General features: G+C 63.2%; 23 protein-coding genes. 11 read left to right on the forward strand and 12 right to left on the reverse strand.

Translation table 11 applies throughout. The features are described from left to right. Positions 1-43 precede the first annotated feature (43 nt). Both PFLCHA0_RS31795 and PFLCHA0_RS02990 read right to left on the reverse strand, forming a co-directional pair. Positions 44-220: a hypothetical protein gene (locus PFLCHA0_RS31795; protein WP_011058958.1), complete on the reverse strand. Its 177-nt coding sequence runs from the start codon at positions 218-220 to the stop codon at positions 44-46. A 68-nt stretch (positions 221-288) separates the two neighbouring features. Continuing rightward, positions 289-876 carry an LOG family protein gene (locus PFLCHA0_RS02990; RefSeq protein WP_011058959.1) on the reverse strand — a complete coding sequence of 196 codons (588 nt, stop codon included), beginning with the start codon at positions 874-876 and terminating at the stop codon, positions 289-291. A gap of 351 nt (positions 877-1,227) precedes the next feature. On the opposite strand from PFLCHA0_RS02990, the gene azu reads away from it, so the two are divergent. Further along, a complete protein-coding gene (azu, locus tag PFLCHA0_RS02995; protein WP_011058960.1) occupies positions 1,228-1,674 on the forward strand; it encodes an azurin in 447 nt (148 codons plus the stop codon). A gap of 153 nt (positions 1,675-1,827) precedes the next feature. Here the strand turns inward: azu and nadE are convergent, their stop codons facing one another. From nadE to PFLCHA0_RS03010, 3 genes are all read right to left on the reverse strand, one after another. Continuing rightward, positions 1,828-2,655: an ammonia-dependent NAD(+) synthetase gene (nadE, locus tag PFLCHA0_RS03000; protein WP_015633946.1), complete on the reverse strand. Its 828-nt coding sequence runs from the start codon at positions 2,653-2,655 to the stop codon at positions 1,828-1,830. Between the two features lie 3 nt (positions 2,656-2,658). Further along, positions 2,659-3,873, reverse strand: coding sequence for a nicotinate phosphoribosyltransferase (pncB, locus tag PFLCHA0_RS03005; protein WP_015633947.1), 1,215 nt, complete (start codon positions 3,871-3,873; stop codon positions 2,659-2,661). Positions 3,874-4,075: 202 nt separating this feature from the next. Beyond that, positions 4,076-4,978 carry a LysR family transcriptional regulator gene (locus PFLCHA0_RS03010; protein WP_015633948.1) on the reverse strand — a complete coding sequence of 301 codons (903 nt, stop codon included), beginning with the start codon at positions 4,976-4,978 and terminating at the stop codon, positions 4,076-4,078. Between the two features lie 170 nt (positions 4,979-5,148). Between PFLCHA0_RS03010 and amaB the strand changes: the two genes are divergently transcribed. The 9 genes from amaB (at position 5,149) to PFLCHA0_RS03055 (ending at position 16,285) form a co-directional block, all read left to right on the forward strand. Then, positions 5,149-6,639: an L-piperidine-6-carboxylate dehydrogenase gene (amaB, locus tag PFLCHA0_RS03015; RefSeq protein WP_011058964.1), complete on the forward strand. Its 1,491-nt coding sequence runs from the start codon at positions 5,149-5,151 to the stop codon at positions 6,637-6,639. 113 nt (positions 6,640-6,752) lie between these two features. Next, positions 6,753-8,036, forward strand: coding sequence for an L-pipecolate oxidase (gene amaA, locus PFLCHA0_RS03020; RefSeq protein WP_011058965.1), 1,284 nt, complete (start codon positions 6,753-6,755; stop codon positions 8,034-8,036). Between the two features lie 364 nt (positions 8,037-8,400). Continuing rightward, positions 8,401-9,537 (forward strand): branched-chain amino acid ABC transporter substrate-binding protein, encoded by a 1,137-nt coding sequence (locus PFLCHA0_RS03025; RefSeq protein WP_011058966.1) that lies wholly within the window; start codon positions 8,401-8,403, stop codon positions 9,535-9,537. Between the two features lie 160 nt (positions 9,538-9,697). Beyond that, positions 9,698-10,612 (forward strand): ABC transporter permease subunit, encoded by a 915-nt coding sequence (locus PFLCHA0_RS03030; protein ID WP_011058967.1) that lies wholly within the window; start codon positions 9,698-9,700, stop codon positions 10,610-10,612. 2 nt (positions 10,613-10,614) lie between these two features. Continuing rightward, positions 10,615-11,910 carry a high-affinity branched-chain amino acid ABC transporter permease LivM gene (livM, locus tag PFLCHA0_RS03035; protein WP_015633950.1) on the forward strand — a complete coding sequence of 432 codons (1,296 nt, stop codon included), beginning with the start codon at positions 10,615-10,617 and terminating at the stop codon, positions 11,908-11,910. After that, positions 11,907-12,779, forward strand: coding sequence for an ATP-binding cassette domain-containing protein (locus PFLCHA0_RS03040; RefSeq protein ID WP_011058969.1), 873 nt, complete (start codon positions 11,907-11,909; stop codon positions 12,777-12,779). Before livM ends, PFLCHA0_RS03040 begins: the two co-directional genes overlap by 4 nt. Further along, positions 12,776-13,492, forward strand: coding sequence for an ABC transporter ATP-binding protein (locus PFLCHA0_RS03045; RefSeq protein ID WP_011058970.1), 717 nt, complete (start codon positions 12,776-12,778; stop codon positions 13,490-13,492). The genes PFLCHA0_RS03040 and PFLCHA0_RS03045 overlap by 4 nt, the downstream gene beginning before the upstream one ends. Positions 13,493-14,364: 872 nt before the next feature. Beyond that, positions 14,365-15,132, forward strand: a complete 768-nt coding sequence (locus tag PFLCHA0_RS03050) for an SDR family oxidoreductase (protein ID WP_041115482.1) — start codon at positions 14,365-14,367, stop codon at positions 15,130-15,132. Positions 15,133-15,379: 247 nt separating this feature from the next. Continuing rightward, the gene (locus tag PFLCHA0_RS03055) at positions 15,380-16,285 is read left to right on the forward strand and encodes a cation diffusion facilitator family transporter (RefSeq protein ID WP_011058972.1); all 906 of its coding nucleotides are present in this window, start codon (positions 15,380-15,382) and stop codon (positions 16,283-16,285) included. Between the two features lie 73 nt (positions 16,286-16,358). On the opposite strand, the gene PFLCHA0_RS03060 is transcribed toward PFLCHA0_RS03055, so the two are convergent. The 7 genes from PFLCHA0_RS03060 to PFLCHA0_RS03090 all read right to left on the reverse strand — a co-directional run bounded on the left by PFLCHA0_RS03060 (position 16,359) and on the right by PFLCHA0_RS03090 (position 21,671). Continuing rightward, positions 16,359-17,498, reverse strand: a complete 1,140-nt coding sequence (locus PFLCHA0_RS03060) for an AGE family epimerase/isomerase (RefSeq protein ID WP_015633952.1) — start codon at positions 17,496-17,498, stop codon at positions 16,359-16,361. A 217-nt stretch (positions 17,499-17,715) separates the two neighbouring features. Next, positions 17,716-18,288, reverse strand: coding sequence for a HupE/UreJ family protein (locus tag PFLCHA0_RS03065; RefSeq protein WP_015633953.1), 573 nt, complete (start codon positions 18,286-18,288; stop codon positions 17,716-17,718). A 38-nt stretch (positions 18,289-18,326) separates the two neighbouring features. Then, positions 18,327-18,941, reverse strand: coding sequence for an urease accessory protein UreG (gene ureG / locus PFLCHA0_RS03070; RefSeq protein ID WP_011058975.1), 615 nt, complete (start codon positions 18,939-18,941; stop codon positions 18,327-18,329). 9 nt (positions 18,942-18,950) lie between these two features. Further along, complete coding sequence (locus PFLCHA0_RS03075) at positions 18,951-19,625, reverse strand: urease accessory protein UreF (protein ID WP_015633954.1); 675 nt, start codon at positions 19,623-19,625, stop codon at positions 18,951-18,953. Then, positions 19,622-20,122 carry an urease accessory protein UreE gene (gene ureE / locus PFLCHA0_RS03080; RefSeq protein WP_015633955.1) on the reverse strand — a complete coding sequence of 167 codons (501 nt, stop codon included), beginning with the start codon at positions 20,120-20,122 and terminating at the stop codon, positions 19,622-19,624. Before ureE ends, PFLCHA0_RS03075 begins: the two co-directional genes overlap by 4 nt. Before the next feature lie 280 nt (positions 20,123-20,402). Beyond that, entirely contained in the window at positions 20,403-21,035 is a 633-nt protein-coding gene (locus tag PFLCHA0_RS03085; RefSeq protein WP_011058978.1) for a TetR family transcriptional regulator, read from the reverse strand. A 168-nt stretch (positions 21,036-21,203) separates the two neighbouring features. Beyond that, the gene (locus tag PFLCHA0_RS03090; RefSeq protein ID WP_011058979.1) at positions 21,204-21,671 is read right to left on the reverse strand and encodes a hypothetical protein; all 468 of its coding nucleotides are present in this window, start codon (positions 21,669-21,671) and stop codon (positions 21,204-21,206) included. 385 nt (positions 21,672-22,056) lie between these two features. On the opposite strand from PFLCHA0_RS03090, the gene PFLCHA0_RS03095 reads away from it, so the two are divergent. Further along, on the forward strand, positions 22,057-24,132 hold the full coding sequence (locus PFLCHA0_RS03095; RefSeq protein WP_015633956.1) for an AsmA family protein: 2,076 nt from the start codon (positions 22,057-22,059) through the stop codon (positions 24,130-24,132). Positions 24,133-24,147 lie beyond the last annotated feature (15 nt).

Consider the following 24,147-nt stretch of genomic DNA (forward strand, 5'->3'; position numbering starts at 1 on the left):
CTGGAGAGCGCTTTCGCTGGCCAGCCAGCTCCTACGGGGCAGGTCAGGCCTGGGGGGCCTCGGGCTCGGCGTCGTCGACGCTCACTTCACCTTCTGCATCCGGGTTCAGTGCGCTGGTTTCTTCAGCGGCGGCTTTCTTGCGTTGCAGCTTTTCCTCTTTCTTCTGTTCCTTGGCCAAGTCACGTTGACGTTTGGCGAAGGAGTAGTTGGGTTTGGCCATGGGCGATCCTCTGGGGTCGAAGGTGAGGTTGAGCGGCGCGTATTCTGCCTGTTATCGGGGCCGGGTGGTTAGCTGGGTTTGCCTTCGGCCCATTTGTCCGGGACCGTCGGTTGCCAGGCGTCCAGCGCATCCAGCAGGCCGGCCGGCGACTCGCTCATTTGCAGCATGTCACGGTGCGGGGCACGGACGAAGCCTTCGCCGACGATATGATCGAGAAAACCGCTGAGTTTTTCGTAGAAGCCATTCACTTCCAGCAGGCCGAGCGGCTTGTGGTGGTAGCCCAACTGGCCCCAGGTCCAGACTTCGAACAGTTCTTCCAGGGTTCCCAGGCCGCCGGGCAGGGCGATGAAGGCGTCGCTGAGCTCGGCCATGCGCGCCTTGCGGGCGTGCATGCCGTCCACCACTTCCAGGCGGGTCAGGCCGCGATGGCCGATTTCCTTGTCCTTCAGGCTTTGCGGAATGATCCCGATGACTTCGCCCCCGGCCGCCAGGGCCGCGTCGGCGACGATGCCCATCAGCCCTACCGCGCCGCCGCCATACACCAGGGTCAGCCTACGCTCGGCGATGGCCCGGCCCAGGGCCTGGGCGGCTTCACGATAGAGAGGGTTGGCGCCGGTGCTGGCGCCACAGAATACACAGACAGAAGTTAACGACATGCCTTACTCCGAGGTCATTGATGGCCTCAGAGTAAAGGCTCGCCGGCCTCGCTCCAAGTATTAAACCTCCCGTTGCGGGGTTTCATGGGTACCGCTGGCGCCACAGGCGTAGGCGGCGAGCAAGCTGCGAAACAGGCTGTTCAACGGCATGAGGGTGACTCCGATCAGGGACGATGGCGTGATTCTAGAAGCGTGCCATGCCGCTGGCCGGTTGATTGTCTTGATCAGGTCGATAGCAGAGAGTTGTATACAATTTTTTGATGCAAATCATAGGAACTTGCGAGAAATTCAGGCAGTCTTCCGTCCCATGGATTCAGATGGATTTTGTTAACCCTGCCTTGGAGATTCACCATGTTTGCCAAACTCGTTGCGGTATCCCTGTTGACACTGGCCAGCAGCCAACTGATGGCCGCCGAATGCAAGGTCGATGTCGACTCTACCGACCAGATGTCCTTCAACACTAAGGAAATCACCATCGACAAGAGCTGCAAGACCTTCACCGTGAACCTGACCCACTCCGGCAGCCTGCCGAAGAACGTCATGGGCCACAACTGGGTACTGAGCAAGACCGCAGACATGGCTGGCATCGCCACCGACGGCATGGCCGCCGGCATCGACAAGAGCTACCTGAAGGAAGGCGACACCCGCGTCATCGCCCACACCAAGATCATCGGTGCCGGCGAGAAAGATTCGGTGACCTTCGACGTATCGAAGCTGACCGCTGGCGAAAGCTACCAGTTCTTCTGCTCGTTCCCAGGCCACAACTCGATGATGAAAGGCGCTGTGGTCCTGAAGTAAGCATCAGGCCCGGCTGCAACAAGAAAGCGCCCCCAGGGGCGCTTTTTTTGTGTGCATCCGTAGGAGCGGGCTTGCCCGCGAAGAGGCCCTCGAGCCTTGTGCAGCACAAGCGGCCTTTTCGCCGGCAAGCCGGCACCTACAGAGCGAGGCGGGTCATGGGGCGAAGGGCATGACGCGTTTGTGATGGGTCTTGCGGTAGGTGTCGCAGATGATCTTGAAGGCTTCCTCACGTACCGGCTGGCCATGCAGGAAGGCGTCGATCTCGGCGTAGGTGACGCCGTGGGACGCTTCGTCCGGCTTGCCCGGCGACAGGTCTTCGAGGTCAGCGGTCGGCACTTTTTCCACCAGGGATTCCGGGGCACCGAAGTGGCGGGCAATGGAGCGCACTTGGTTTTTCACCAGGCCGCTCAGGGGCGCCAGGTCGCAGGCGCCGTCACCGAACTTGGTAAAGAAACCCATCACCGCTTCGGCGGCGTGGTCGGTACCTATCACCAGGCCATGGGCGGCGCCGGCGATGGTGTACTGGGCCACCATGCGCATCCGCGCCTTGGTGTTGCCGAGGACGAAATCCCGGGACACGGCGTGCTGCCCCTCGAAGGCCGCCACTTCGTTGGCCAGGGCCCTGACCGCCGGGCCGATGTTCACGGTGTGGCGTTCGTCAGGGTTGATGAAGTCCACCGAGGCCTGGGCATCGTGTTCGTCGAACTGGGTCTCATAGGGCAGGCGCACGGCAATGAAGCGGTAGCCATCGTCCCCGCTGCGTTCGCGCAATTCACGCATCGCCCGTTGGGCCAGCAGGCCGGCGGTCAGGGAGTCGACACCGCCGCTGATGCCCAGGACCAGGGACTTGAGCCCGGAATTGACCAGGCAGTCCTGGATGAAGCGGATGCGCCGGGCGATTTCTGCCTCAAGGGCGGCGTGGTCGGGAAAAGGTGCTTGGACCTTGAGCTGCTGCGCAATCTCACGCTGTACGGCTTGCATGATTCACTCCTTGCCAGGTTGGGCAGGTACTTGGAAAACGTGGCGCAAGTAAGCGACGAAGTTCGGATCCTTGCAATGGGTCTTGCCCGCTTCATCGGAGATCTTGGCGACGGGCTGGCCATTGCAGGCAGCCATTTTAAGCACGATGCTCATCGGCTCGACACCGGGAATGTCACAGGTCAGGTTGGTGCCGATGCCGAAGCTGACATTGATCCGCCCCCGCAGCGCACGGAATATTTCCAGGGCGCGCGGCAGGCTCAGGCTGTCGGAGAACACCAGGGTCTTGCTCATCGGATCGATGCCCAGCTTGTGGTAGTGGGCGATGGCCTTTTCCGCCCAGAGGATCGGGTCGCCGGAGTCGTGGCGCAGGCCGTCGAACAGCTTGGCGAAGAACAGGTCGAAATCGCCGAGGAAAGCATCGGTGGTGATGCAATCCGTCAGGGCGATGCCCAGCAAGCCACGGTATTCGCGGACCCAGCAGTCGAGGGCGGCGATCTGGCTGTCGATCAGCCGCGGCCCCAGTTGCTGGTGGGCCATGATCCATTCGTGGGCCATGGTGCCCAGGGGTTTCATGTTCAGTTCCCGGGACAGGTGCACGTTGCTGGTGCCGACAAAACGTCCGGGGAAATCGTGCTTGAGCACGTTCACTACTTCTTCCTGGACTCGGTAGGAAAAGCGTCGGCGGGTGCCGAAATCCGCCACTTGCAGCTCGGAAAGTTCTTCGCTGCTGGCGTTGGCGGTCAGCCAGTCGAACTTGCGGTACAGCTGCTCGCGGGCCTGGACCAGCTGGATCTCGCGATAGCGGTAGCGGTTGCGCACCTCGCTGATGATGGCCAGCATCGGCACTTCGAACAGGATCACGTGCAGCCAGGGGCCGCGCAGGCGGATAAACAGCTCGCCGTCCTCGATGCCGGTATGCACGTAGCGCAGGTTGAAGCGAAACAGCCCGAGAAAGCGCAGGAAATCCGGCTTGAGGAAGCTGATTCGTTCGAGAAAGCCCAGCTGGTCGGCGCTCAGGCTCAGTTCCGCCAGGCGCTCGAACTGGTAGCGGATCTCTGCCAGATAGGGCCGCAGGTCCTCGCTGTTACGGCAACGAAACTCCCATTCCACCTCGACGTTGGGGTAGTTGTGCAGCACCGCCTGCATCATGGTCAGTTTGTAGAAGTCGGTGTCGAGCAGGTTCTGCACGATGCGATCGGCAAACACACTCTCGCTCATAACGGGAATCTCCATGCTGGCCGCGACGGACAAGTGCGGCATTCAGCTCTTTCAATGAAGGCGCTAGTGGCGCATAGACGCGCAGCGCTTTGCCAGTGTTTTTTGTGGCGGGCCATTCTCCGGCCGTAGGAGCTGGCTTGCCAGCGAACGGATCTTCAGTCTTGAGCAGGGCTCAAGGGCCCCATCGCCGGCAAACCGGCTCCTACGGGAGGGGCGAGTCGTTGTGTTCGAGCATCCAGCGCACGAAGTCCCGGACCTTGGGCACTTCCGCCGAGTGTTCGGGGTAGGCCAGGTAATAGGCGTCCTGGCTGGGCATGGCGTATTCCCAGGCGATCACCAGCTTGCCTTCAGCCAGTTCTTCTTCCACCAGAAAACGTGGCAGCAGGGCGACCCCGCAGCCGACCTGGGCCGCACGAATGCACATATAGAAGGTTTCGAAGCGTGGGCCGTGGTAGCTGTGCTCGGTCTGGTAGCCCTGTTGGTCGAACCATTCGTGCCAGCCCTGGGGCCGTGAAGCGTTCTGCAACAGCACCAGTTCAGTGAGTTGCCTGGGGTCGGTCAAGGGCTCGGCGGGCAGGCTGTCAGGGGCGCAGACCGCCACCAGCTCTTCGCTGAACAGCTTCAGGCTCTCGGTGCCGGGGCGTGAACCCTGGCCAAAGTAGAAGGCCAGGTCGGCATGGCCCTGGAGCAGTTCGTCAGGCTCTTGCTCATTGCACAGGTCCAGGTGGATGTGCGGGTGGCGCAGTCGCCAGCCCTTGAGGCGCGGCACCAGCCAGCGGGCGCCAAAAGTGTAAGGCGTGGAGACTCGTAGGACTTCGGTCTCGCCGCCGTAGGAACGCAGGTAATGGGTAGACATCTCCACCTGGGTGAGGATCTTGCGCACCTCCACCAGGTACAGGTCGCCGGCCGGAGTCAGTTGCAGGCGCCGCCGTACCCGACGAAACAGCAGGTGTTGCAGCAGCTCTTCCAGTTGCGCCACTTGCTTGCTCACCGCGCTCTGGGTCAGGTTGAGCTCTTCGGCCGCACGGGTGAAGCTCAGGTGCCGGGTCACGGCCTCGAAGCACTGCAGGGCGGTGATCGACGGCAAGTAGCGTTTGTTGAGCATGGGTGGTCCTTGTTCTTATGGGTGCCAGCGAGCGGCTCAGCATGAATAAACGGAATGATATCTCGCTTAAAGGTCGTTTGTTGGCAAGTCTCGGGCCAGCTACAACTACTAGCCTTGATGGCCGTCGCAGCGGCCTGGTTCTTTCGCTTTCATCTGTAAGGAGTAACCCCATGGTTGCCGCATTGCTTGATCGTCTGGGTGTCAACCCGGCCCTGTACCAGTCGGGCACCCAGCCTGTGCACTCGCCCATCGACGGCAGCCGGATCGCCGCGGTGAACTGGCAGGGCGCCGCCGAGGTGGAGCAGCAGGTCAGTCGCGCAGAGCATGCATTCGCCCTGTGGCGCAAGGTGCCGGCACCCCGTCGCGGTGAGCTGGTGCGGCAATTCGGCGAGGTGCTGCGCGAGTACAAGGCCGACCTGGGGGAGCTGGTGTCCTGGGAAGCCGGCAAGATCACCCAGGAAGGCCTGGGGGAAGTGCAGGAAATGATCGACATCTGCGACTTCGCCGTCGGCCTGTCGCGCCAGCTCTACGGCCTGACCATCGCCTCCGAGCGCCCGGGCCACCACATGCGTGAAACCTGGCATCCCCTGGGGGTTGTCGGGGTGATCAGCGCCTTCAACTTCCCGGTAGCGGTCTGGGCCTGGAACACCACCCTGGCGCTGGTCTGCGGCAACCCGGTGATCTGGAAACCCTCGGAAAAGACCCCGCTCACCGCCCTGGCCTGCCAGGCGCTGCTGGAGCGCGTGTTGAAGAACTTCCAGGATGCTCCCGAATACCTGAGCCAGGTGATCATCGGCGGCCGTGATGCCGGTGCCGCCCTGGTGGACGATCCGCGGGTGGCCCTGATCAGCGCCACCGGCAGTACCCGTATGGGCCGCGAAGTGGCGCCCAAGGTGGCCGCGCGTTTTGCCCGCAGCATTCTCGAACTGGGGGGCAACAATGCCATGATTCTCGGCCCCAGCGCCGACCTGGACATGGCGGTGCGCGCCATCCTGTTCAGCGCCGTGGGTACCGCCGGCCAGCGTTGCACCACCCTGCGTCGCCTGATTGCCCACGAGTCGGTGAAAGAGGAAATCATCAGCCGCCTCAAGACGGCCTATTCCAAGGTGCGCATCGGCCATCCGCTGGAAGGCAACCTGATCGGCCCGCTGATCGACAAGCACAGTTTCGAGGCCATGCAGGATGCCCTGGAGCAGGCCCTGAGCGAGGGCGGCCGGGTCTTCGGCGGCCAGCGCCAGTTGCAGGACCAGTTCCCCAACGCCTACTACGTGTCGCCGGCCATCGTCGAAATGCCCGAGCAGAGCGAGGTGGTGTGCAGCGAAACCTTCGCGCCGATCCTCTATGTGATCGGCTACAACGACTTCGAAGAAGCGCTGCGCCTGAACAACGCCGTGCCTCAGGGCCTGTCGTCCTGCATCTTCACCACCGACGTGCGTGAAGCCGAGCAGTTCATGTCGGCGGTGGGCAGCGACTGCGGCATCGCCAACGTCAACATCGGCCCCAGCGGCGCAGAGATCGGCGGCGCCTTCGGCGGCGAGAAGGAAACCGGCGGCGGTCGCGAATCCGGCTCCGATGCCTGGCGCGGCTACATGCGGCGCCAGACCAACACCGTCAACTACTCCCGGGAGCTGCCGCTGGCCCAGGGCATCACCTTCGATTGAGTCTTTTCGCGAGCACGCTCGCTCCTACGGGGAGGTTTGTAGGAGCCAGCTTGCTGGCGAACAGCGGCAAGTGCGTTTCAGCGTCTGTGGTTCGTTGATTTCGGAGTCTGGCAATGGCGCTACAAGAACAATGTCTGTGGGAAACACTCACTCCGCAACGGCCTGACAGGGCGCCGCTCAAGGGCGAGCTGACGGCGGATGTGTGCATCATCGGCGCCGGCTTCACCGGGCTGTCGGCCGCCGTGCATTTGCTGGAGCAGGGCAAGCGGGTCTGTGTGGTCGAAGCCCACCGCGCGGGGCACGGCGGTTCAGGGCGCAACGTCGGGCTGGTGAACGCCGGCATGTGGATCCCGCCGGACGAGATCGAGGCCGGTTTCGGCGAGCAGGTGGGCAGCCAGCTCAACCGCATGCTCGGCGCGGCGCCGTCATTGGTGTTCAGCCTGGTGGACAAGTACCACATCGATTGCCAGCTGCGCCGCGAAGGCACTTTGCACATGGCCCACAACGCCCGGGGCGAGGCCGATCTGCGCAGCCGTGAAGAACAGTGGAAACGTCGCGGGGCCCCCGTGGAGTTGCTGACCGGCGCGGCGTGCGAGGCGGCCACCGGCACTCGCAAGATTGCCGCGGCCCTGCTCGACCGGCGGGCGGGAACCCTCAACCCCATGGCTTACGTCAGCGGCCTGGCCAGGGCGGCGACGGAATTGGGCGGGCGTCTGTTCGACCATTCCCCGGTCACCCGCCTGGAGCGCCAGGGCCAGCGCTGGTCGGTGCAGACCGAGCAGGGCTCGGTGCTGGCCGAGCAGGTGGTGATCGCCTCCAACGCCTACACCGAAGGCGACTGGACCGAGCTGCGGCGCAACTTCTTCCCCGGCTACTACTACCAGGTGGCTTCCGCGCCCCTGACCGAAGAAGCGGCCCGGCAGATCCTGCCCGGGGGCCAGGGCTCCTGGGATACCCGACAGGTGCTCAGCAGCATCCGCCGGGATGCCGAGGGCCGCCTGTTGCTGGGCAGCCTGGGCAATGGCAGCCAGAAGCCCTTGTGGTTCCTCAAGGCCTGGGCCGACCGCGTACAGCAGCATTACTTCCCGTACCTCAAGCCGGTGGAGTGGGAATGCACCTGGACCGGCTGCATCGCCTTCACCCCCGACCACCTGATGCGCCTGTTCGAGCCAGCCCCGGGCCTGGTGGCTGTCACCGGTTACAACGGCCGGGGCGTGACCACCGGAACCGTGGTGGGCAAGGCCTTCGCCGACTACCTGTGCAACGGCGATCCCCAGGCCCTGCCGATCCCCTTCGCAGCCATGCAGCCCCTGGCCGGCGTGGGCTTGCGCAGTTGCCTGTACGAAGCCGGCTTCTCCCTCTACCACGCGGGCCAGTGCCTGCGAATTGTGATCTGAACAAGGAAATAGTGGGCGGCCGACGACGCTTTTCGATGCAGCGACTAGCCTGTAATGGTGCGGCTCGTAGCAGTCTCGCACCAGCAGTGTGCAGTTCGGTGACGCGAGCTGTTACAGCAGGGTTGCACGTTGAATTGTGTCGCGGTTGCAATGATGGCACGCATGGGTTGCGCCCATTAAAAAGCAGGGTTTTACCTTCCGCGGTTTAGACGGTTGCACGCCCAATAAAAAAGGGCTCGAAACAGTCGAAATAACAATAAGACAGCGACTTTTTTCAGAATAAAAAACCACTGGCACGGCGCTTGCTCTGAGCAACCTTAGTGAAGTCGCAGTGCCAACTAAAAAAACCTTGGAGCACCACCTCATGTCCCAGACGTTTTACAAGAAAGGCTTTCTGGCCCTCGCAGTGGCAACTGCGCTGGGTGTTTCTGCGTTTGCTCAAGCCGACCTGAAGATCGGTGTAGCGGGTCCCATGACAGGCGCCAACGCGGCATTTGGCGAGCAGTACATGAAGGGTGCACAGGCAGCGGCTGACGAGATCAACGCCAAGGGCGGGGTCAACGGCGAGAAGATCGTCCTGGTCAAGGGCGATGACGCCTGTGAACCCAAGCAGGCGGTGGCAGTGGCCAACCGCCTGGTGGACCAGGACAAGGTGGCCGGCGTGGTCGGGCACTTCTGCTCCTCGTCGACCATTCCGGCTTCCGAGGTGTACAGCGACGCCGGTGTGATTGCCATCACCCCGGGCTCCACCAACCCCCAGGTCACCGAGCGTGGCCTCTCCGCGATGTTCCGCATGTGCGGGCGTGACGACCAGCAGGGCATCGTCGCCGGTGACTACATCATCGATGTGCTCAAGGGCAAGAAAGTCGTGGTGCTGCACGACAAGGACACCTACGGCCAGGGCCTGGCGGATGCCACCAAGGCACAGTTGACCAAGCGCGGCGTGACCCCGGTGCTGTACGAGGGCCTGACCCGTGGCGAGAAAGACTTCAGCGCCGTGGTGACCAAGATCCGCGCCGCCGGCGCCGACGTGGTGTACTTCGGCGGCCTGCATCCGGAAGCCGGTCCGCTGGTACGCCAGCTGCGTGAGCAGGGCCTGAAGGACGTCAAGTTCATGTCCGACGACGGCATCGTTACCGACGAATTGGTGACCACCGCCGGTGGCCCGCAATACGTTGACGGCGTGTACATGACCTTCGGCGCCGACCCGCGCCTGTTGCCAGACAGCAAGGCCGTGGTGGATGCCTTCCGCAAGGCCGGCACCGAGCCAGAGGGCTATACCCTGTACGCTTATGCCTCGATCCAGGCCCTGGCGGCCGGCTTCGGCGGCGCCAAGTCCAACAAGGGCGAAGATGCGGCCAAATGGCTCAAGGCCAATCCGGTGAAAACCGTGATGGGCGAGAAGTCCTGGGACGCCAAGGGTGACCTCAAGGTTTCCGACTACGTGGTCTATCAGTGGGACAAGGACGGCAAGTACCACCAGCTGGAAAAACAGAAGTGACATGAGTCCGAACGGGCCGGTACCCCCCCTGGTACCGGTCCCTGCTCGTGCAGTACTTGCCTTTTCTCGTAGAGCTGCACAACGGACGTGTTGCGCAGACGGGTGATCCCTGTCCGGCGTCGACGGCCTGTGCAGTCTCTCAAGTCCGTGAGATTGCGTTATGGATGGTATTTTCCTGCAGCAACTGATCAATGGGCTGACCCTCGGGTCCGTCTACGGTCTGATCGCCATCGGCTACACAATGGTCTATGGCATCATCGGCATGATCAACTTCGCCCACGGCGAGGTTTACATGATTTCCGCCTACCTCGCGGCAATCAGTCTGGCTCTGCTGGCCTATTTCGGCATTGAATCCTTCCCGCTACTCATTCTCGGCACGCTGATCTTCACCGTCGTGGTGACGGGGATCTATGGCTGGGTCATCGAGCGCGTGGCCTACAAACCCCTGCGCAACTCCACCCGCCTGGCGCCGCTGATCAGCGCCATCGGCATTTCGCTGATCCTGCAGAACTACGCGCAGATCAGCCAGGGTGCCAAGCAGCAAGGGGTTCCGACCCTGCTGGCCGGGGCCTGGAAAGTCGATATCGGCACAGGCTTCGTGCAGCTCACCTACACCAAGATCTTCATCCTGGTGGCGGCGTTCGCCGGCATGGCACTGCTCACCTACATCATCAAGTACACCAAGCTCGGGCGTATGTGCCGGGCCACCCAGCAAGACCGCAAGATGGCGTCGATCCTCGGCATCAACACCGACCGGGTGATCTCCTACGTGTTCGTCATCGGCGCGGCCATGGCGGCCCTGGCCGGGGTGCTGATCACCATGAACTACGGCACGTTCGACTTCTATGCCGGCTTCGTCATCGGCATCAAGGCGTTCACCGCGGCGGTACTCGGCGGCATCGGCTCGCTGCCTGGGGCGATGCTCGGCGGGATCATCCTCGGCATCTCCGAGTCGCTGTTCTCCGGCTTGATCAACTCCGACTACAAAGACGTGTTCAGTTTCTCGCTGCTGGTGCTGATCCTGATCTTCCGTCCCCAAGGCCTGCTGGGTCGCCCACTCGTGGCGAAGGTGTAAGTATGTCTGCTGCCAATAAACCGATTGATATCAAAAAGAGCGTCATCGACGCCGTGCTGGCCGGGCTGATCTCGCTGATCGTGTTTGGCCCCATCGTGGGTGTGGTGCTCGATGGCTACAGTTTCAACCTGCAGCCGACTCGCGTGGCCTGGCTGGTAGCCATTGTCATGGCCGGCCGGCTGGCCCTGAGCCTGTTCCTGCAAACCCCCAAGGGCCTGAAGATTCTCCAGGGCTTTGAAAGCACCGGCTCCGGCGTGCATGTGCTGGCGCCGGACTACAAGTCGCGGCTGCGCTGGATCATCCCGGCCCTGATCGTGATCGCCATCGTGTTTCCGTTCTTCGCCAACAAGTACCTGCTGACCGTGGTCATTCTCGGGTTGATATACGTACTGCTGGGCCTGGGGCTGAACATCGTGGTGGGGCTGGCGGGCCTGCTGGACCTGGGCTACGTGGCGTTCTACGCCATCGGCGCCTACGGCCTGGCCCTGGGCTACCAGTACCTGGGCCTGGGCTTCTGGAGCGTGCTGCCCCTGGCGGCGATTGCCGCGGCCCTGGCGGGGTGCATATTGGGCTTCCCGGTGCTGAGGATGCACGGCGACTACCTGGCCATCGTGACCCTGGGCTTCGGCGAGATCATCCGCCTGGTGCTCAATAACTGGTTGTCCTTCACCGGTGGCCCCAACGGCATGCCGGTGCCGTCGCCGACTTTCCTGGGCCTGGAGTTCGGCCGCAAGGCCAAGGACGGCGGGGTGCCGTTTCATGAGTTCTTCGGCCTGGAATACAACCCCAACCTGAAATTCCTGTTCATCTACATCGTGCTGTTCCTGGTGGTGCTGCTGGTGCTCTACATCAAGCACCGGCTGACCCGCATGCCCGTGGGGCGGGCCTGGGAAGCCCTGCGTGAAGACGAGATCGCCTGCCGCGCCATGGGCCTGAACCATGTGCTGGTCAAACTCTCGGCCTTCACCATCGGTGCTTCCACCGCCGGGCTGGCCGGGGTGTTCTTCGCCAGCTACCAGGGCTTCGTCAACCCGTCGTCGTTCACCTTCTTCGAATCGGCGCTGATCCTGGCCATCGTGGTGCTGGGGGGCATGGGCTCGACGGTGGGCGTGGTGATCGCGGCCTTCGTGCTGACTGTGGCGCCGGAGTTGCTGCGCAGCTTCTCCGAGTACCGGGTGCTGCTGTTCGGCATTCTCATGGTGTTGATGATGATCTGGCGACCGCGAGGGCTGATCCGCATCAGCCGCACCGGCGTCACTCCACGCAAAGGTGCTCTGACTGAGGGGAACGCGCCATGAGCGAATACATTCTTTCGGTCGAAAACCTGATGATGCACTTCGGTGGCATCAAGGCCCTCAGCGACGTCAGCCTGAAGGTCAAGCGCAACTCGATCTTCGCCCTGATCGGCCCCAACGGCGCCGGCAAGACCACGGTGTTCAACTGCCTGACCGGCTTCTACAAGGCCTCCGGCGGGCGCATCGAGCTCAATACCCGGGGCCGGCAGACCAACGTCATCAAGCTCCTGGGCGAGCCCTTTCGCGCCACCGACTTCGTCTCGCCGAAAAGCTTCGCCAGCCGCCTGTACTACAAGATGTTCGGCGGCACCCACCTGGTGAATCGCGCCGGCCTGGCGCGGACCTTCCAGAACATTCGCCTGTTCAAGGAAATGTCCGTGGTGGAAAACCTGCTGGTGGCCCAGCACATGTGGGTCAACCGCAACCTGCTGGCGGGCATCCTCAACACCAAGGGCTACCGCAAGGCGGAAAGCGCCGCCCTGGACCATGCCTTCTACTGGCTGGAGGTGGTGGACCTGGTGGACTGCGCCAACCGCCTGGCCGGCGAGCTGTCCTACGGCCAGCAACGGCGCCTGGAGATCGCACGGGCCATGTGCACCCGGCCGCAGATCATCTGCCTCGACGAGCCGGCCGCCGGCCTCAACCCCCAGGAAACCGAGGCGCTGAGCGCAATGATCCGGCTGCTGCGCGACGAGCACGACCTGACCGTGGTGCTGATCGAACACGACATGGGCATGGTGATGAGTATTTCCGACCACATCGTGGTGCTCGACCACGGCAACGTGATCGCCGAGGGCGGCCCGGAGGCGATCCGCAATGATCCGAAAGTGATTGCCGCCTACCTGGGTGCCGACGAAGAGGAACTGGCATGACTCAACCTATCCTCGAACTCAAGGACCTGGACGTGTACTACGGCCCGATCCAGGCCCTGAAGAAAGTCTCGCTGCACATCAACGAAGGGGAAACCGTGAGCCTGATCGGCTCCAACGGCGCCGGCAAGTCGACCCTGCTGATGTCGATCTTCGGCCAGCCCCGGGCGGAGTCCGGGCAGATTCTCTATCGCGGTGTGGACATCACCCATAAGTCGTCCCACTACATCGCCTCCAACGGTATCGCCCAGTCCCCGGAAGGGCGTCGGGTGTTCCCCGACATGACCGTGGAGGAAAACCTGCTGATGGGCACCATCCCCATTGGCGACAAGTACGCCAATGAGGACATGCAGCGCATGTTCGAGCTGTTTCCCCGCCTCAAGGAACGGCGTACCCAGCGGGCCATGACCATGTCTGGCGGCGAGCAGCAGATGCTGGCCATTGCCCGGGCATTGATGAGCCGGCCCAAGTTGCTGCTGCTGGATGAGCCGAGCCTGGGCCTGGCGCCGATCGTGGTGAAGCAGATCTTCGCCACCTTGAGGGAGTTGGCGGCCACCGGCATGACCATCTTCCTGGTGGAGCAGAACGCCAACCACGCGCTGAAGCTCTCGGACCGCGCCTACGTGATGGTCAACGGCGAGATCCGCCTGAGCGGCACCGGCAAGGAACTGCTGGTCAACGAGGAGGTGCGCAACGCTTACCTGGGCGGCCACTGACCGTCCGCTCTGTGGATAAAGCATGCCCCGCCGGCCCGCGCCGCCGGGGCATTGTTATGCCCACCCCATCCCGTCCTCCCCTGTAGGCGCTGGCTTGCCAGCGAAGGGGGCCGCCTGACCGCCTTTCTGATTTCACCGAGCGCCGACTGGCGCTTTTTGCCTGCACCAAGCCTGTGTCCGGTAATTGTGGAAAACATTCCTGGCAAGCTGCTTTAACGCGGCATAAAGACGCTGCAAACAGTTGTTTTTCCACTGTTTTGACTTGTCCCCGTTTGCTGTGGAGCGGGCTGTGGGTAACGTGGGTGTAGCTGGCTGCAGGCCTTTAACCACGTGCCTTGCAGGCGATTGGTTGTTTTTTGATCGGTGCTTTTTATGGGAGCTGAAGGTGCGCTTGTCAACCTTTTTATTGTCGCAGCTGTACCTGGAAAAGGGTTGGGATAAGCCTGTGGATAAGTCTGTGATTAAACTCTGGAAAGACGGCTCTGAGCGGCGTAGTTACTGGCCTCTGGCCTTGTCAACCTTGACCGTGCGGTCATCTTTGCCCGGGCCGGCTGCATGGACCCGCGGTCCGGGTCAAGCAAAAAACTTCTGCTGGACCCGCGCAGGCCCTGTGGATAGCGGCTTTCAGCCCTTTGCACTTGCCCCCAAAGACTGTGGACCGGCCTGTGGATAAGGTGCGTGCACATGGCTGCAGGCCATGTAACCCGTGGCTTGGCGCCTGGTGAGTGTTTTTTGTACAGCGAGCATCGGGCGCGCTCACCGCTTGCGGCTCTTTACGGCCAACGGCGCGGTTGCCGGTAGGAGCCGGCCCGGGCATGCTGCGAAGCGTTTTTTATCGAAACGGCGGCTCGCCACCCAGCAAGGAGAACACCATGACTTCCACACTGTTCATTACGGGCGCGACTTCCGGTTTTGGCGAAGCCTGCGCCCGGCGCTTTGCCGCAGCCGGCTGGTCCCTGGTACTGACCGGCCGCCGCGAGGAGCGCCTCAGCGCCCTGTGCGCGGAGCTGTCCAAACAGACCGAGGTGCATGGCCTGGTGCTCGATGTGCGCGACCGCAAGGCTATGGAAGAGGCCATCGCCCAGTTGCCGCCTTCGTTCAGTAAGCTGCGCGGGCTGATCAACAACGCCGGCCTGGCCCTGGGCGTGGACCCGGCGCCCAAGTGCGACCTGGATGACTGGGACACCATGGTCGACACCAACATCAAGGGCCTGATGTACAGCACCCGCCTGCTGCTGCCACGGTTGATCGCCCATGGCCGCGGCGCAGGCATCGTCAACCTGGGCTCCATCGCCGGCAACTACCCGTACCCGGGCAGCCACGTCTATGGCGCGAGCAAGGCCTTCGTCAAACAGTTCTCCCTGAACCTGCGCTGCGACCTGCAGGGCACCGGCGTGCGCGTCACCAACATCGAGCCGGGGCTGTGCGAAAGCGAGTTCTCCCTGGTGCGCTTCGCCGGTGACCAGGCACGCTACGACGCCACCTACGCCGGGGCCGAGCCAATCCAGCCCGAGGACATCGCCGACACCATTTTCTGGGTGCTCAATACCCCGGCACACGTCAACATCAACAGCCTGGAGCTGATGCCTGTGAGCCAGACCTGGGCCGGTTTCGCCATCGAACGCAACGCCAAGTCATGAGCCCCCTGTAGCCGCTGCCGCAGGCTGCGACAGGGCCGCAGGGCCCTCCAGCGCCCGCAAGATCTTGCGCCTCCTGCGGAGGCGGTCGCAGCCTCGCCATCGCTCGGCAGCGGCTACAGTTGTACTCGGATACACATAAGCTGATTCGTTTCAGCTTGTGGTCAGCCCTGACAGGTTAGAATTCCCGCCAGAAATTTCGCCGCTGCCTCACACGAGGCGGCGTTTTTGAAGTTCGATAGGAGGAATCGTGAGTAACCGAGGTGAGCAGGCTCTGCTCAAACAATCGACCGTACTGATGTTCGCCGTGGCGATCGCCGGTATCGTCACGGGTTTTGTTTCTGGCGCCCAATCCATCCTGTTCGATGGATTTTTTTCGCTGATCGCCACCTTCATCAAGGTCCTGATGCTGATCACCGCCAAGCTGATCGCCAAGGAAAGCAACCACCGTTTCCAGTTCGGCTTCTGGCACCTGGAACCCATGGTGCTGCTGATCGAAGGCAGCTTCCTGATGCTGATCGCCATCTACGCCTTCCTCAATGGGGTGTTCGGCATCATCAACGGTGGCCGCGAGGTCGAGCTGGGGCTGGTGATTTTCTATGCAGCGTTTTTCGCCGTGGCGGAGTTCGCCTACTTCTTCTACGTGCGCCGGCGTAACCGCAAGCTCAAGTCGTCGCTGATCCAGTTCGACAACATCAGCTGGCTGGTGGACGCGATGCTATCGGTGGGGCTGCTGGTGAGCTTCATCATCGCCTTGCTGCTCAAGCAGTACGGGCACGGCCAGTGGGCGGTGTATGTCGACCCGGCGATCCTGATCCTGCTGGCCCTGAGCATGTTGCCGCCGGCGCTGAAGATCCTGCGCCCGGCCCTGCGTGATGTGCTGGGGATCGCCCCGGACCAGTTGGACGAAAAGGTCCGCAATGTGATGGAGCAGGCCAAGGCCGCCCATGGTTTCGACGACTACATCAGCTACGTGCAGAAGCACGGTCGGGCGCGGTTCATCGAGATCCATATCGTCCTGCCGGCGCACTATCCGCTGCAGGATGTGGCGACTCTGGACCGCTTGCGCGAGGAGATTTCCAGCCAGTTGGGAGAGGCCGACGCAGCGCGCTGGCTGACCATCAGCTTTACCGGGGATCGCAAGTGGATCGCTTGATGGGCGGCGCCTGTTTCGCCGGCAAGCCGGCTCCTACAACACCGCGTAGGAGCCGGCTTGCAGGCGAAGGGCTTCAGGCAAAATATTCCGCCAGCCCGCGATAACAGGTCGCCAGGTGATAAGGCGTGGTCGAGGGCATATCCCGCCGGCTGACCGCGCCGCTGGCATCCAGGCATTCATTCCAGCCCCCGGCATGCAGAAAATGCGCTTGCAGCGCCTTTAGCTGACGCAGCAAGGGCGTCTGGCTGTCCGCACGCAAGGTCAGGGCGCGCAGGTACTCGGCCTGGGCCCAGATGCGCTGGGTGGCGTCCTTGACGCCGGCTCGGGGCGGCAGTTCGAGCATGGCGCACACGGCGCCGCTCTTGGGCTCGACACCCAGTTGCTCGGTAAAGGCGAAGGCTCGTTCCACGCAAGCGTGCAGGGCGCTGCCACGCAGTAACTGTGATGAGGCCAGCAGGAAGTACCACTCGAACTGGTGCCCCGGCTCGAACCAGTTATCCACAGCTCCCAGGGGCTTCTCCATCATCACCCCGTGCTGGGGGTCGATGAACTGCTGCTGCATGGCCTGGCACAGGTCCAGCAACGCGGCTTGCACCGCAGCGTCCTCGCGTACGGCCAGGATCGCGAGAAAGGCTTCGGCCAGGTGCATCAGTGGATTCTGCAGCGGCCCCGAACCCAATATGGACCAGTCCTCGGCGAGGCTGGCTTCGTAGAGCCCGTCGCCGCGGGCGAAGCGCTGGGCTACCACTTCCAGGGCGGCGTTGAGCACCGACTCCACCAACGGCTCGCGGACCTTGGCCCAGTAGTGAGCGCAGGCGAAGAGGATGAAGGCGTGGGTGTAGAGGTCCTTGCGCCTATCCAGCGGCGCGCCTTCGGGGTCGATGCTGTAGAACCAGCCGCCGTGCTCTGCGTCGTGAAAGTGCCGCTGCAGCGAGCGGAACAGCGCGGCGGCGCGCTCCTGGGCAAAGGGCGCGGCGGCATCGCCGATCAATTGGGAAAACAGATACAACTGCCGGGCGCAAGCCATGGCCCGATAGCGCTGCGGTGGCAGCGGCCGATGCTCGGCGTCCAGCGCCTCATAGGGCAACGCCAACTGCGGGTTCCAACCCGGGCCCTGCCATAGCGGCACTATCACCTTGTGGAAATGCTGCTGCATGGCGTTGAACAGAGCGCTCGATTCAGGCGAGGCGGCGGAACGGGATACATCAGGCATTGGCTGGCGTCGTCACGGCAGTTTTGAATGCGCGACATGTTACCAGAGAAGCCCCACAAGGCGGCTTGCCCGCCGAGCACGACCTGCTGGCAGGAGCTGGCTTGCCTGCGAAGGCGGCCCAAAGATCACCTCAGTCTTGCAAGAGCTGGCTTGCCAGCGAACGAGGCCCGCAAGACCGCCTTCGCCGGCACGCCGGCTCCTGCAGATGAAGCAGGGATCAGCCTGCCAGCAACCACACGCCCGTAGCGGCCGAGGCCGCACCGGCCAGGCGCACCAGCGGCGCTGCCGCCTGAGGCAGTACCCGTACCACGGCATAGCCGGCGGCATGCAGGGCCGCAGTGGCTGCCACAAAACCGGCGGCATAGGCCCAAGGGCTGGACATGTCCGGCAGTTCCAGGCCGTGGGCCACGCCATGGAACAGGGCAAACAGCGCGGTGGCGGCAATCGCCAGGCTCAGGGGCGGGCGCACGGCCAGGGCCACGGCCAGGCCCAGGGCCAATACCGAGGCGGCGATGCCGCTTTCCAGGGCCGGCAACTCCAGGCCCTCGAAGCCCAGCACACCACCGATCAGCATGGTGCCGACGAAGGTGCAAGGCAGCGCCCAGCGCGCGGCGCCTTGCTGCTGGGCGGCCCACAGGCCGACAGCGAGCATGGCCAGCAGGTGGTCGAGGCCGCTGATGGGGTGGCTGATACCGGCCATCAGGCCGTTGTCGCCATGGCCCGGGTGGGCGAAGGCCAGGGCCGGGGTCAGCAGCAGGGCCAGGGCCCCGAGGATGCGTTTTAGGGTCATGGAGTGGCTTTCCTTGTTGAGCGGATTGGGTTCGGGGATCAGGCAGCGGTGAGCAGGCCCTGGCGTTCGATGAAGGCGATGATGTCCGCCAGGCCCTGGCCGGTTTTCTGGTTGCTGAAGACGAACGGCTTGCCGCCGCGCATGCGCTGGGTATCGCTGTTCATCATCTCCAGGGAGGCTCCCACCAGCGGCGCCAGGTCGATCTTGTTGATCACCAGCAGGTCGGATTTGCAGATGCCCGGACCGCCCTTGCGCGGCAGCTTGTCACCGGCGGAAACGTCGATCACATAGATGGTCAGATCGGAGAGTTCGGGGCTGAAGGTGGCCGAGAGGTTGTCGCCGCCGGACTCCACCAGGATCAGGTCGAGCCCGGGAAAGCGCCGGTTCAACTGGTCTACCGCTTCCAGATTGATCGAGGCGTCTTCGCGGATCGCGGTGTGCGGGCAGCCGCCGGTTTCCACGCCGATGATCCGTTCCGGCGCCAGGGCCTCATTGCGTACCAGGAAGTCGGCGTCTTCACGGGTGTAGATATCGTTGGTCACCACCGCCAGGTTGTAGCGCTCGCGCAGGGCCAGGCACAGGGCCAGGGTCAGGGCGGTTTTACCGGAGCCCACCGGGCCGCCGATGCCGACGCGCAGAGGTTGTGCGTTCATGAGTTTCTCCTAGGAACGGAACAGGCGGCTGTATTGGCGCTCGTGGGCCATGCTCGCCAGGGACAGGCCGAAAGCGGCGCTGCCATGATGGTTGGGGTCAAGGTTCGCGGCGTGGTGCTGGGCTTGCTGCAACAGTGGCAGCAGCTCGCTGGTCAGGCGCTGGGCGGCCTGCTGGCCCAGGGGCAGGGTCTTCATCAGCACCGCCAGCTGGTTCTCCAGCCAGCTCCACAGCCAGGCGGCCAGGGCGTCCGCTGGGCTGATGCCCCAGGCCCGTGCCGCCAGGGCCCAGCCCAGGGCCAGGTGTGGTTCGTCCTGGTGCGCCAGCAGTTCCCTGGCATCGCTGTCCAGTTCCGGCAAACCCTCCAGCAGTTGCTTGAGGGAATAACCCATCTGCCGGCTTTCCTGGTAAAGCTCGCGGGTTTCGCGGCTGGCCCGATGTTCCTCGCTCAACTGCTGCAAGCGGGCCCAGTCCTGGTCGGCTGCGGCCTGGCAGTGGGCGAGCAGCAGCGGTGCTTCGAAGCGTGCCAGGTTCAGCAGCAGTTGATCGCTGATCCAGCGGCGGGCGCTGGCCTGATCATTTACCCGCTGCTGCTCCACGGCCATTTCCAGGCCCTGGGAATAGCTGTAGCCGCCAATCGGCAACTGCGGGCTGGCCAGGCGCAGCAGGGCCCAGGCCGGGTTCATGGGCGGACGCCGAACTGGTGCAGGCGCGGCGGATAGTTGAAGTCTTCATCGCCGTGGCGCGAATGATGGTGGCCGCCGCCATAGGCGCCATGCTCGGGCTGGAACGGTGCCTCAAGGGGCGCGGTGCTGGCCCCCAGCTGTTCGAGCATGGCCTTGAGCACATAGTCGTCCAGCAGGCGCAGCCAGCCGTCACCCACCTGCAGGGCCACGTGGCGGTTGCCCAGGTGATAGGCGGCGCGGGTCAGTTCGAAGGCGTTGCGGCAGGTGACGTGCAGCAGGGCTTCCGGGCGGGCGCAGACCTTGACGATGCGCCCGTCCTCGGCCTCCAGGAACTCACCATCGTGCAGTGGTGGCTGGCCCCGCTCCAGAAACAGGCCGACGTCTTCACCGGCGGCACTGAAACAGCGCAGGCGGCTTTTGCTGCGGGCCTCGTAAGTCAGGTGCAGTTCGGCGGACCAGGTGGCTTGGGGGGCGGTTCTGCGGTGGATCACCAGCATCGGAAAGCTTCCAGCTATGAGCGATGCACAAGCCAGAGCAAGGGCCTTGCCAATCACTCGGTGGAGAGGGAAAACCCTTTCTCGATGCCGGAACTGCGCCTGAAAAAGGGGCAAAACCTTGTTTCATCTTGTTACAAATTGATGCGCTGAGCTGATTTATAGCACTGAGTTGGTGCGCGGGAAATGTTTTTGCTGCAATCCGGTGCCCGGCGGGCAGGCAGGCGCAAACGCGCAGCCCAGAGCGGGGCGCATAGTGTGAAGGGGGGGCGGTGCGGGCGAGTTACTCGGTGCTGCCCAGGCCTTGCCAGTGCTTGAGGCCGATGAAGATGAAGCGCAGTTGCTGGGTGATCTTGGCCTGGGGCGTGAGGTGTTCGGGCAGGGCCTGGGCCGGGGGATCGATGATGTCGGGCAGGGTGGCGAACACACTTTTGACGATCAGGTCGGCCATGACGCTGAGATCGGCGGCGTCCAGGTGCTGGAGCTTGGGCATCAGGGTCAGGTCGGCGGCGAGGTCCGAACTGATGTTCTCGCGCAAGGTGGCGATGGCCTGGCGAACCGGCAGCGAGCCGCCGTACTGCTCTCGGGCCAGAAACAGGAACTGCGAGCGCTTGGCTTCCACCACATCGAGGAAGATGCGTACCGAGGCATCGATGATGCCGCCCATGACGAATTCATTGTGGCGCACCAGGCGGATGGTTTCGCGAAAGGTCTGGCCGACTTCGCTGACCAGTTCCAGGCCCAGTTGGTCCATGTCGCTGAAGTGCCGGTAGAAACCGGTGGGCACGATACCCGCGGCTTTCGCCACTTCCCGCAGGCTCAGGCTGCCAAACCCACGGCCACACTCCATCAGGTGCCGGGCGGCATCCATCAGGGCGTTGCGGGTCTGTTGCTTCTGTTCGGCGCGGGGCAGCATCGGCGGGGCGTTCTTTGCTCAATGGGAGCGGCGCACTCTAGCAAATCAACTTTGCCGGAGTCGAACTGCTGTCAGAGACAGGAGGGAGAGGCAGGGGGAAAAATGCAGCTGCTATAAAAGTCAAAGCCCGATCCAGGGATCGGGCTTTTTTCCAGGGCCAGCATGGCCTCAGCTCGCAGCTTGATGACGTTCGGCCAGGCGATCAGCACCGCCTTCGGCAACGGTCTGACCTTGAGGTGTACGGCTGTAGCCATCTTCCACCAGGCCTTTCTCTTCCAGGCGATCACGGCCGCCTTCAGCTACGTTTTGACCTTGAGGGGTGCGGTCGTAGCCATCTTCGGCGACGTTCTGGCCTTGAGGTGTACGGTCGTAGCCATCTTCGGCAACGTTCTGGCCTTGAGGGGTGCGATCATAGCCGTCTTCGGCAACGCTCTGGCCTTGTGGAGTACGGTCATAACCGTCGGCAGCGACTTTGTTGCGTTCGATCAGGCGATCCGAACCGCCTTCGGCCAGGGTCTGGGTGAACACGCTGTGGCTGGCCTTGACCTGTGGGGTGGCTTGTTCAGCGGCTGGCAGGGCGAAGGCGTTGGCAGCCAGAACAGATAAGGCGAGGCTCAGTAAAAGTTGGCGTTTCATGATGGGTTGCTCCTTGGTAGGGCGATAAATTGGGTACGGAGCTAATGTTACCGCCGCTAAATCGATATAAAAGTTCATAAACACAATGGTAATAATCAACGGAATTGATTGTTTGCCGCGAAGGCTCTAGCTCGGGCGTTAACGCCGATTGCTTTTGCACCAGGGTGGGTATTTTCGACTCACTGCCGCTTCAGGGAGGGGCGGCTCGAGGTAACACAAAGCTGTCCGAGTGATCAGGAAAGCAGGTTTTTTCAGCGGATCGGGTAGCCGGATTAAACCTGCGCGGGCTTTGTCAGTCGTAGTTTTCATGGCCGGTGATTTTTCCATCGGCAGTTCATCGATGCGTCGTGGTTGGGCGCTCAGTTGTCTTCAGGAGCCTCGTGCAATGACGCGCACTCGTAAAATTCTCGCCTGGTCCATCACTGGCCTGATCCTGCTACTGGCGGTGCTGGTACTGGTGATCGCGTTCTTCGATTGGAACCGGATCAAACCCACGCTCAATGCCAAGGTCTCCGAGGAGTTGCACCGGCCCTTCGCGATCAATGGCGATTTGTCGGTGGTCTGGCAACGCGAACCTGACGAAGGTGGCTGGCGGGCCTGGGTGCCCTGGCCTCACGTGGTGGCCCAGGACCTGACCCTGGGCAACCCGGACTGGTCCAAGGCGCCGCAGATGGTCAGCCTCAAGCGGGTTGAGCTGCGCATTTCGCCTCTGGCCCTGCTGGCGCAACGGGTGAGCATTCCGCGCATCGACCTTACCGAGCCCGACGCCGCGTTGCAGCGCCTGGCCGACGGGCGCGCCAACTGGACTTTCAAGTTCGACCCCAAGGACCCGAACGCCGAACCGTCCAACTGGACGGTGGACATCGGTGCCATCGGTTTCGACAAGGGCCACGTGACCCTCGATGACCAGAGCCTGAAGACCCAGCTGGACCTGCAGGTGGAATTGCTCGGCAAGCCGATCCCGTTCAGCGATATCGTCGGTGAAAGTGAAGCGAAGAAGGTGGCCGAGAAAGGCGCCGAGGCCCAGGCCTATGCCTTCGCCCTCAAGGTCAAGGGCCAGTATCACGGGCAGAAGCTCGCCGGCACCGGCAAGATCGGCGGCCTGCTGGCCTTGCAGGATTCCCGCAAGCCGTTTCCGCTGCAGGCCCAGGCGCAGATCGGCGACACCAAGGTGGAGCTGCGCGGCAGCTTGACCGACCCGCTGAACCTCGGCGCCCTGGATCTGCGCCTGAAGCTGGCGGGCACCAGCCTGGGCAACCTCTACCCGCTGACCGGGGTGACCCTGCCGGATTCGCCGCCCTATTCCACCGACGGCCACCTGACCGCCAAGCTGCACGATCCGGCGGGCGCGACCTTCAGTTACCAGGACTTCAACGGCAAGATCGGCGACAGCGACATCCACGGCAACCTGACCTACGTGGCCAGCCAGCCACGGCCCAAGCTCAGTGGCGCGCTGGTGTCCAACCAGTTGCTGATGAGCGACCTGGCGCCGCTGATCGGCGCCGACTCCAACGCCAAGCAGAAGGCCCGGGGCGGCGAGAGCAAGCAGCCGGCGGACAAGGTGCTGCCGGTGGAAGAGTTCCGCACCGAGCGCTGGCGGGACATGGACGCCGATGTGGAATTCACCGGCAAGCGCATCGTCCACAGCGCCGAGCTGCCGTTCACCGATCTGTACACCCACCTGGTGCTCAACGACGGCCAGCTCAGCCTGGAGCCCCTGCGCTTCGGCGTGGCCGGCGGCAAGCTCGACGCCCAGATCCGCCTCAACGGCCACACCACGCCGCTGGAGGGCCGGGCCAGGCTGACGGCGCGCAATTTCAAGCTCAAGCAACTGTTCCCCACCTTCGAACCGATGAAGACCAGCTTTGGCGAGCTCAATGGCGATGCCGACATCGCCGGTCGCGGCAACTCGGTGGCGGCCCTGCTGGGCAGCGCCAACGGTGACCTGAAGATGCTGATCAACGATGGCGCCATCAGCCGCAGCCTGATGGAAATCGCCGGGCTCAACGTCGGCAACTATGTGGTCGGCAAGATGTTTGGCGACAAGGAAGTGAAGATCAATTGCGCGGCGGCCGACTTCGGCATCAAGAGCGGCCTGGCGACTTCCCGGCTGTTCGTCTTCGACACCGAGAACGCCATCATCTACATCGATGGCACCGCCAATATGGCCAGCGAGCAACTGGACCTGACCATCACTCCGGAATCCAAGGGCCTGCGCCTGTTCTCCCTGCGCTCGCCGCTTTATGTACAGGGCAAGTTCATCCAGCCCAGTGCCGGGGTCAAGGCCGTGCCCCTGGTACTGCGCGGTGCCGGCATGGTGGCCCTGGGGGTGATCGCCGGGCCGGCGGCGGGGCTGCTGGCGCTGGTGGCGCCCAGCGGCGATGAGCCCAACCAGTGCGCGCCGCTGTTGCAGCAGATGCGCTCGGGCAAGGCACCGGTGACGGTGAAACCGACTCATTAAGGGCCTGGGCGCGCG

Source organism: Pseudomonas protegens CHA0, from assembly GCF_000397205.1.
In the GTDB taxonomy this organism is placed as follows: domain Bacteria; phylum Pseudomonadota; class Gammaproteobacteria; order Pseudomonadales; family Pseudomonadaceae; genus Aquipseudomonas; species Aquipseudomonas protegens.

Bases quoted from the DNA above. Each gene is read 5' to 3' on its own strand.
- amaB (WP_011058964.1), top strand. From the start codon at position 5,149: ATGGTTGCCGCATTGCTTGATCGTCTGGGTGTCAACCCGGCCCTGTAC.
- ureG (WP_011058975.1), bottom strand. From the start codon at position 18,941: ATGAACGCACAACCTCTGCGCGTCGGCATCGGCGGCCCGGTGGGCTCC.
- PFLCHA0_RS03030 (WP_011058967.1), top strand. From the start codon at position 9,698: ATGGATGGTATTTTCCTGCAGCAACTGATCAATGGGCTGACCCTCGGG.
- PFLCHA0_RS03095 (WP_015633956.1), top strand. From the start codon at position 22,057: ATGACGCGCACTCGTAAAATTCTCGCCTGGTCCATCACTGGCCTGATC.
- PFLCHA0_RS03075 (WP_015633954.1), bottom strand. From the start codon at position 19,625: ATGAACCCGGCCTGGGCCCTGCTGCGCCTGGCCAGCCCGCAGTTGCCG.
- PFLCHA0_RS03090 (WP_011058979.1), bottom strand. From the start codon at position 21,671: ATGAAACGCCAACTTTTACTGAGCCTCGCCTTATCTGTTCTGGCTGCC.
- PFLCHA0_RS03065 (WP_015633953.1), bottom strand. From the start codon at position 18,288: ATGACCCTAAAACGCATCCTCGGGGCCCTGGCCCTGCTGCTGACCCCG.
- nadE (WP_015633946.1), bottom strand. From the start codon at position 2,655: ATGCAAGCCGTACAGCGTGAGATTGCGCAGCAGCTCAAGGTCCAAGCA.
- PFLCHA0_RS03045 (WP_011058970.1), top strand. From the start codon at position 12,776: ATGACTCAACCTATCCTCGAACTCAAGGACCTGGACGTGTACTACGGC.
- PFLCHA0_RS03085 (WP_011058978.1), bottom strand. From the start codon at position 21,035: ATGCTGCCCCGCGCCGAACAGAAGCAACAGACCCGCAACGCCCTGATG.
- PFLCHA0_RS03050 (WP_041115482.1), top strand. From the start codon at position 14,365: ATGACTTCCACACTGTTCATTACGGGCGCGACTTCCGGTTTTGGCGAA.
- PFLCHA0_RS31795 (WP_011058958.1), bottom strand. From the start codon at position 220: ATGGCCAAACCCAACTACTCCTTCGCCAAACGTCAACGTGACTTGGCC.
- PFLCHA0_RS03060 (WP_015633952.1), bottom strand. From the start codon at position 17,498: ATGCCTGATGTATCCCGTTCCGCCGCCTCGCCTGAATCGAGCGCTCTG.
- amaA (WP_011058965.1), top strand. From the start codon at position 6,753: ATGGCGCTACAAGAACAATGTCTGTGGGAAACACTCACTCCGCAACGG.
- PFLCHA0_RS03010 (WP_015633948.1), bottom strand. From the start codon at position 4,978: ATGCTCAACAAACGCTACTTGCCGTCGATCACCGCCCTGCAGTGCTTC.
- livM (WP_015633950.1), top strand. From the start codon at position 10,615: ATGTCTGCTGCCAATAAACCGATTGATATCAAAAAGAGCGTCATCGAC.
- ureE (WP_015633955.1), bottom strand. From the start codon at position 20,122: ATGCTGGTGATCCACCGCAGAACCGCCCCCCAAGCCACCTGGTCCGCC.
- pncB (WP_015633947.1), bottom strand. From the start codon at position 3,873: ATGAGCGAGAGTGTGTTTGCCGATCGCATCGTGCAGAACCTGCTCGAC.
- PFLCHA0_RS02990 (WP_011058959.1), bottom strand. From the start codon at position 876: ATGTCGTTAACTTCTGTCTGTGTATTCTGTGGCGCCAGCACCGGCGCC.
- azu (WP_011058960.1), top strand. From the start codon at position 1,228: ATGTTTGCCAAACTCGTTGCGGTATCCCTGTTGACACTGGCCAGCAGC.
- PFLCHA0_RS03040 (WP_011058969.1), top strand. From the start codon at position 11,907: ATGAGCGAATACATTCTTTCGGTCGAAAACCTGATGATGCACTTCGGT.
- PFLCHA0_RS03025 (WP_011058966.1), top strand. From the start codon at position 8,401: ATGTCCCAGACGTTTTACAAGAAAGGCTTTCTGGCCCTCGCAGTGGCA.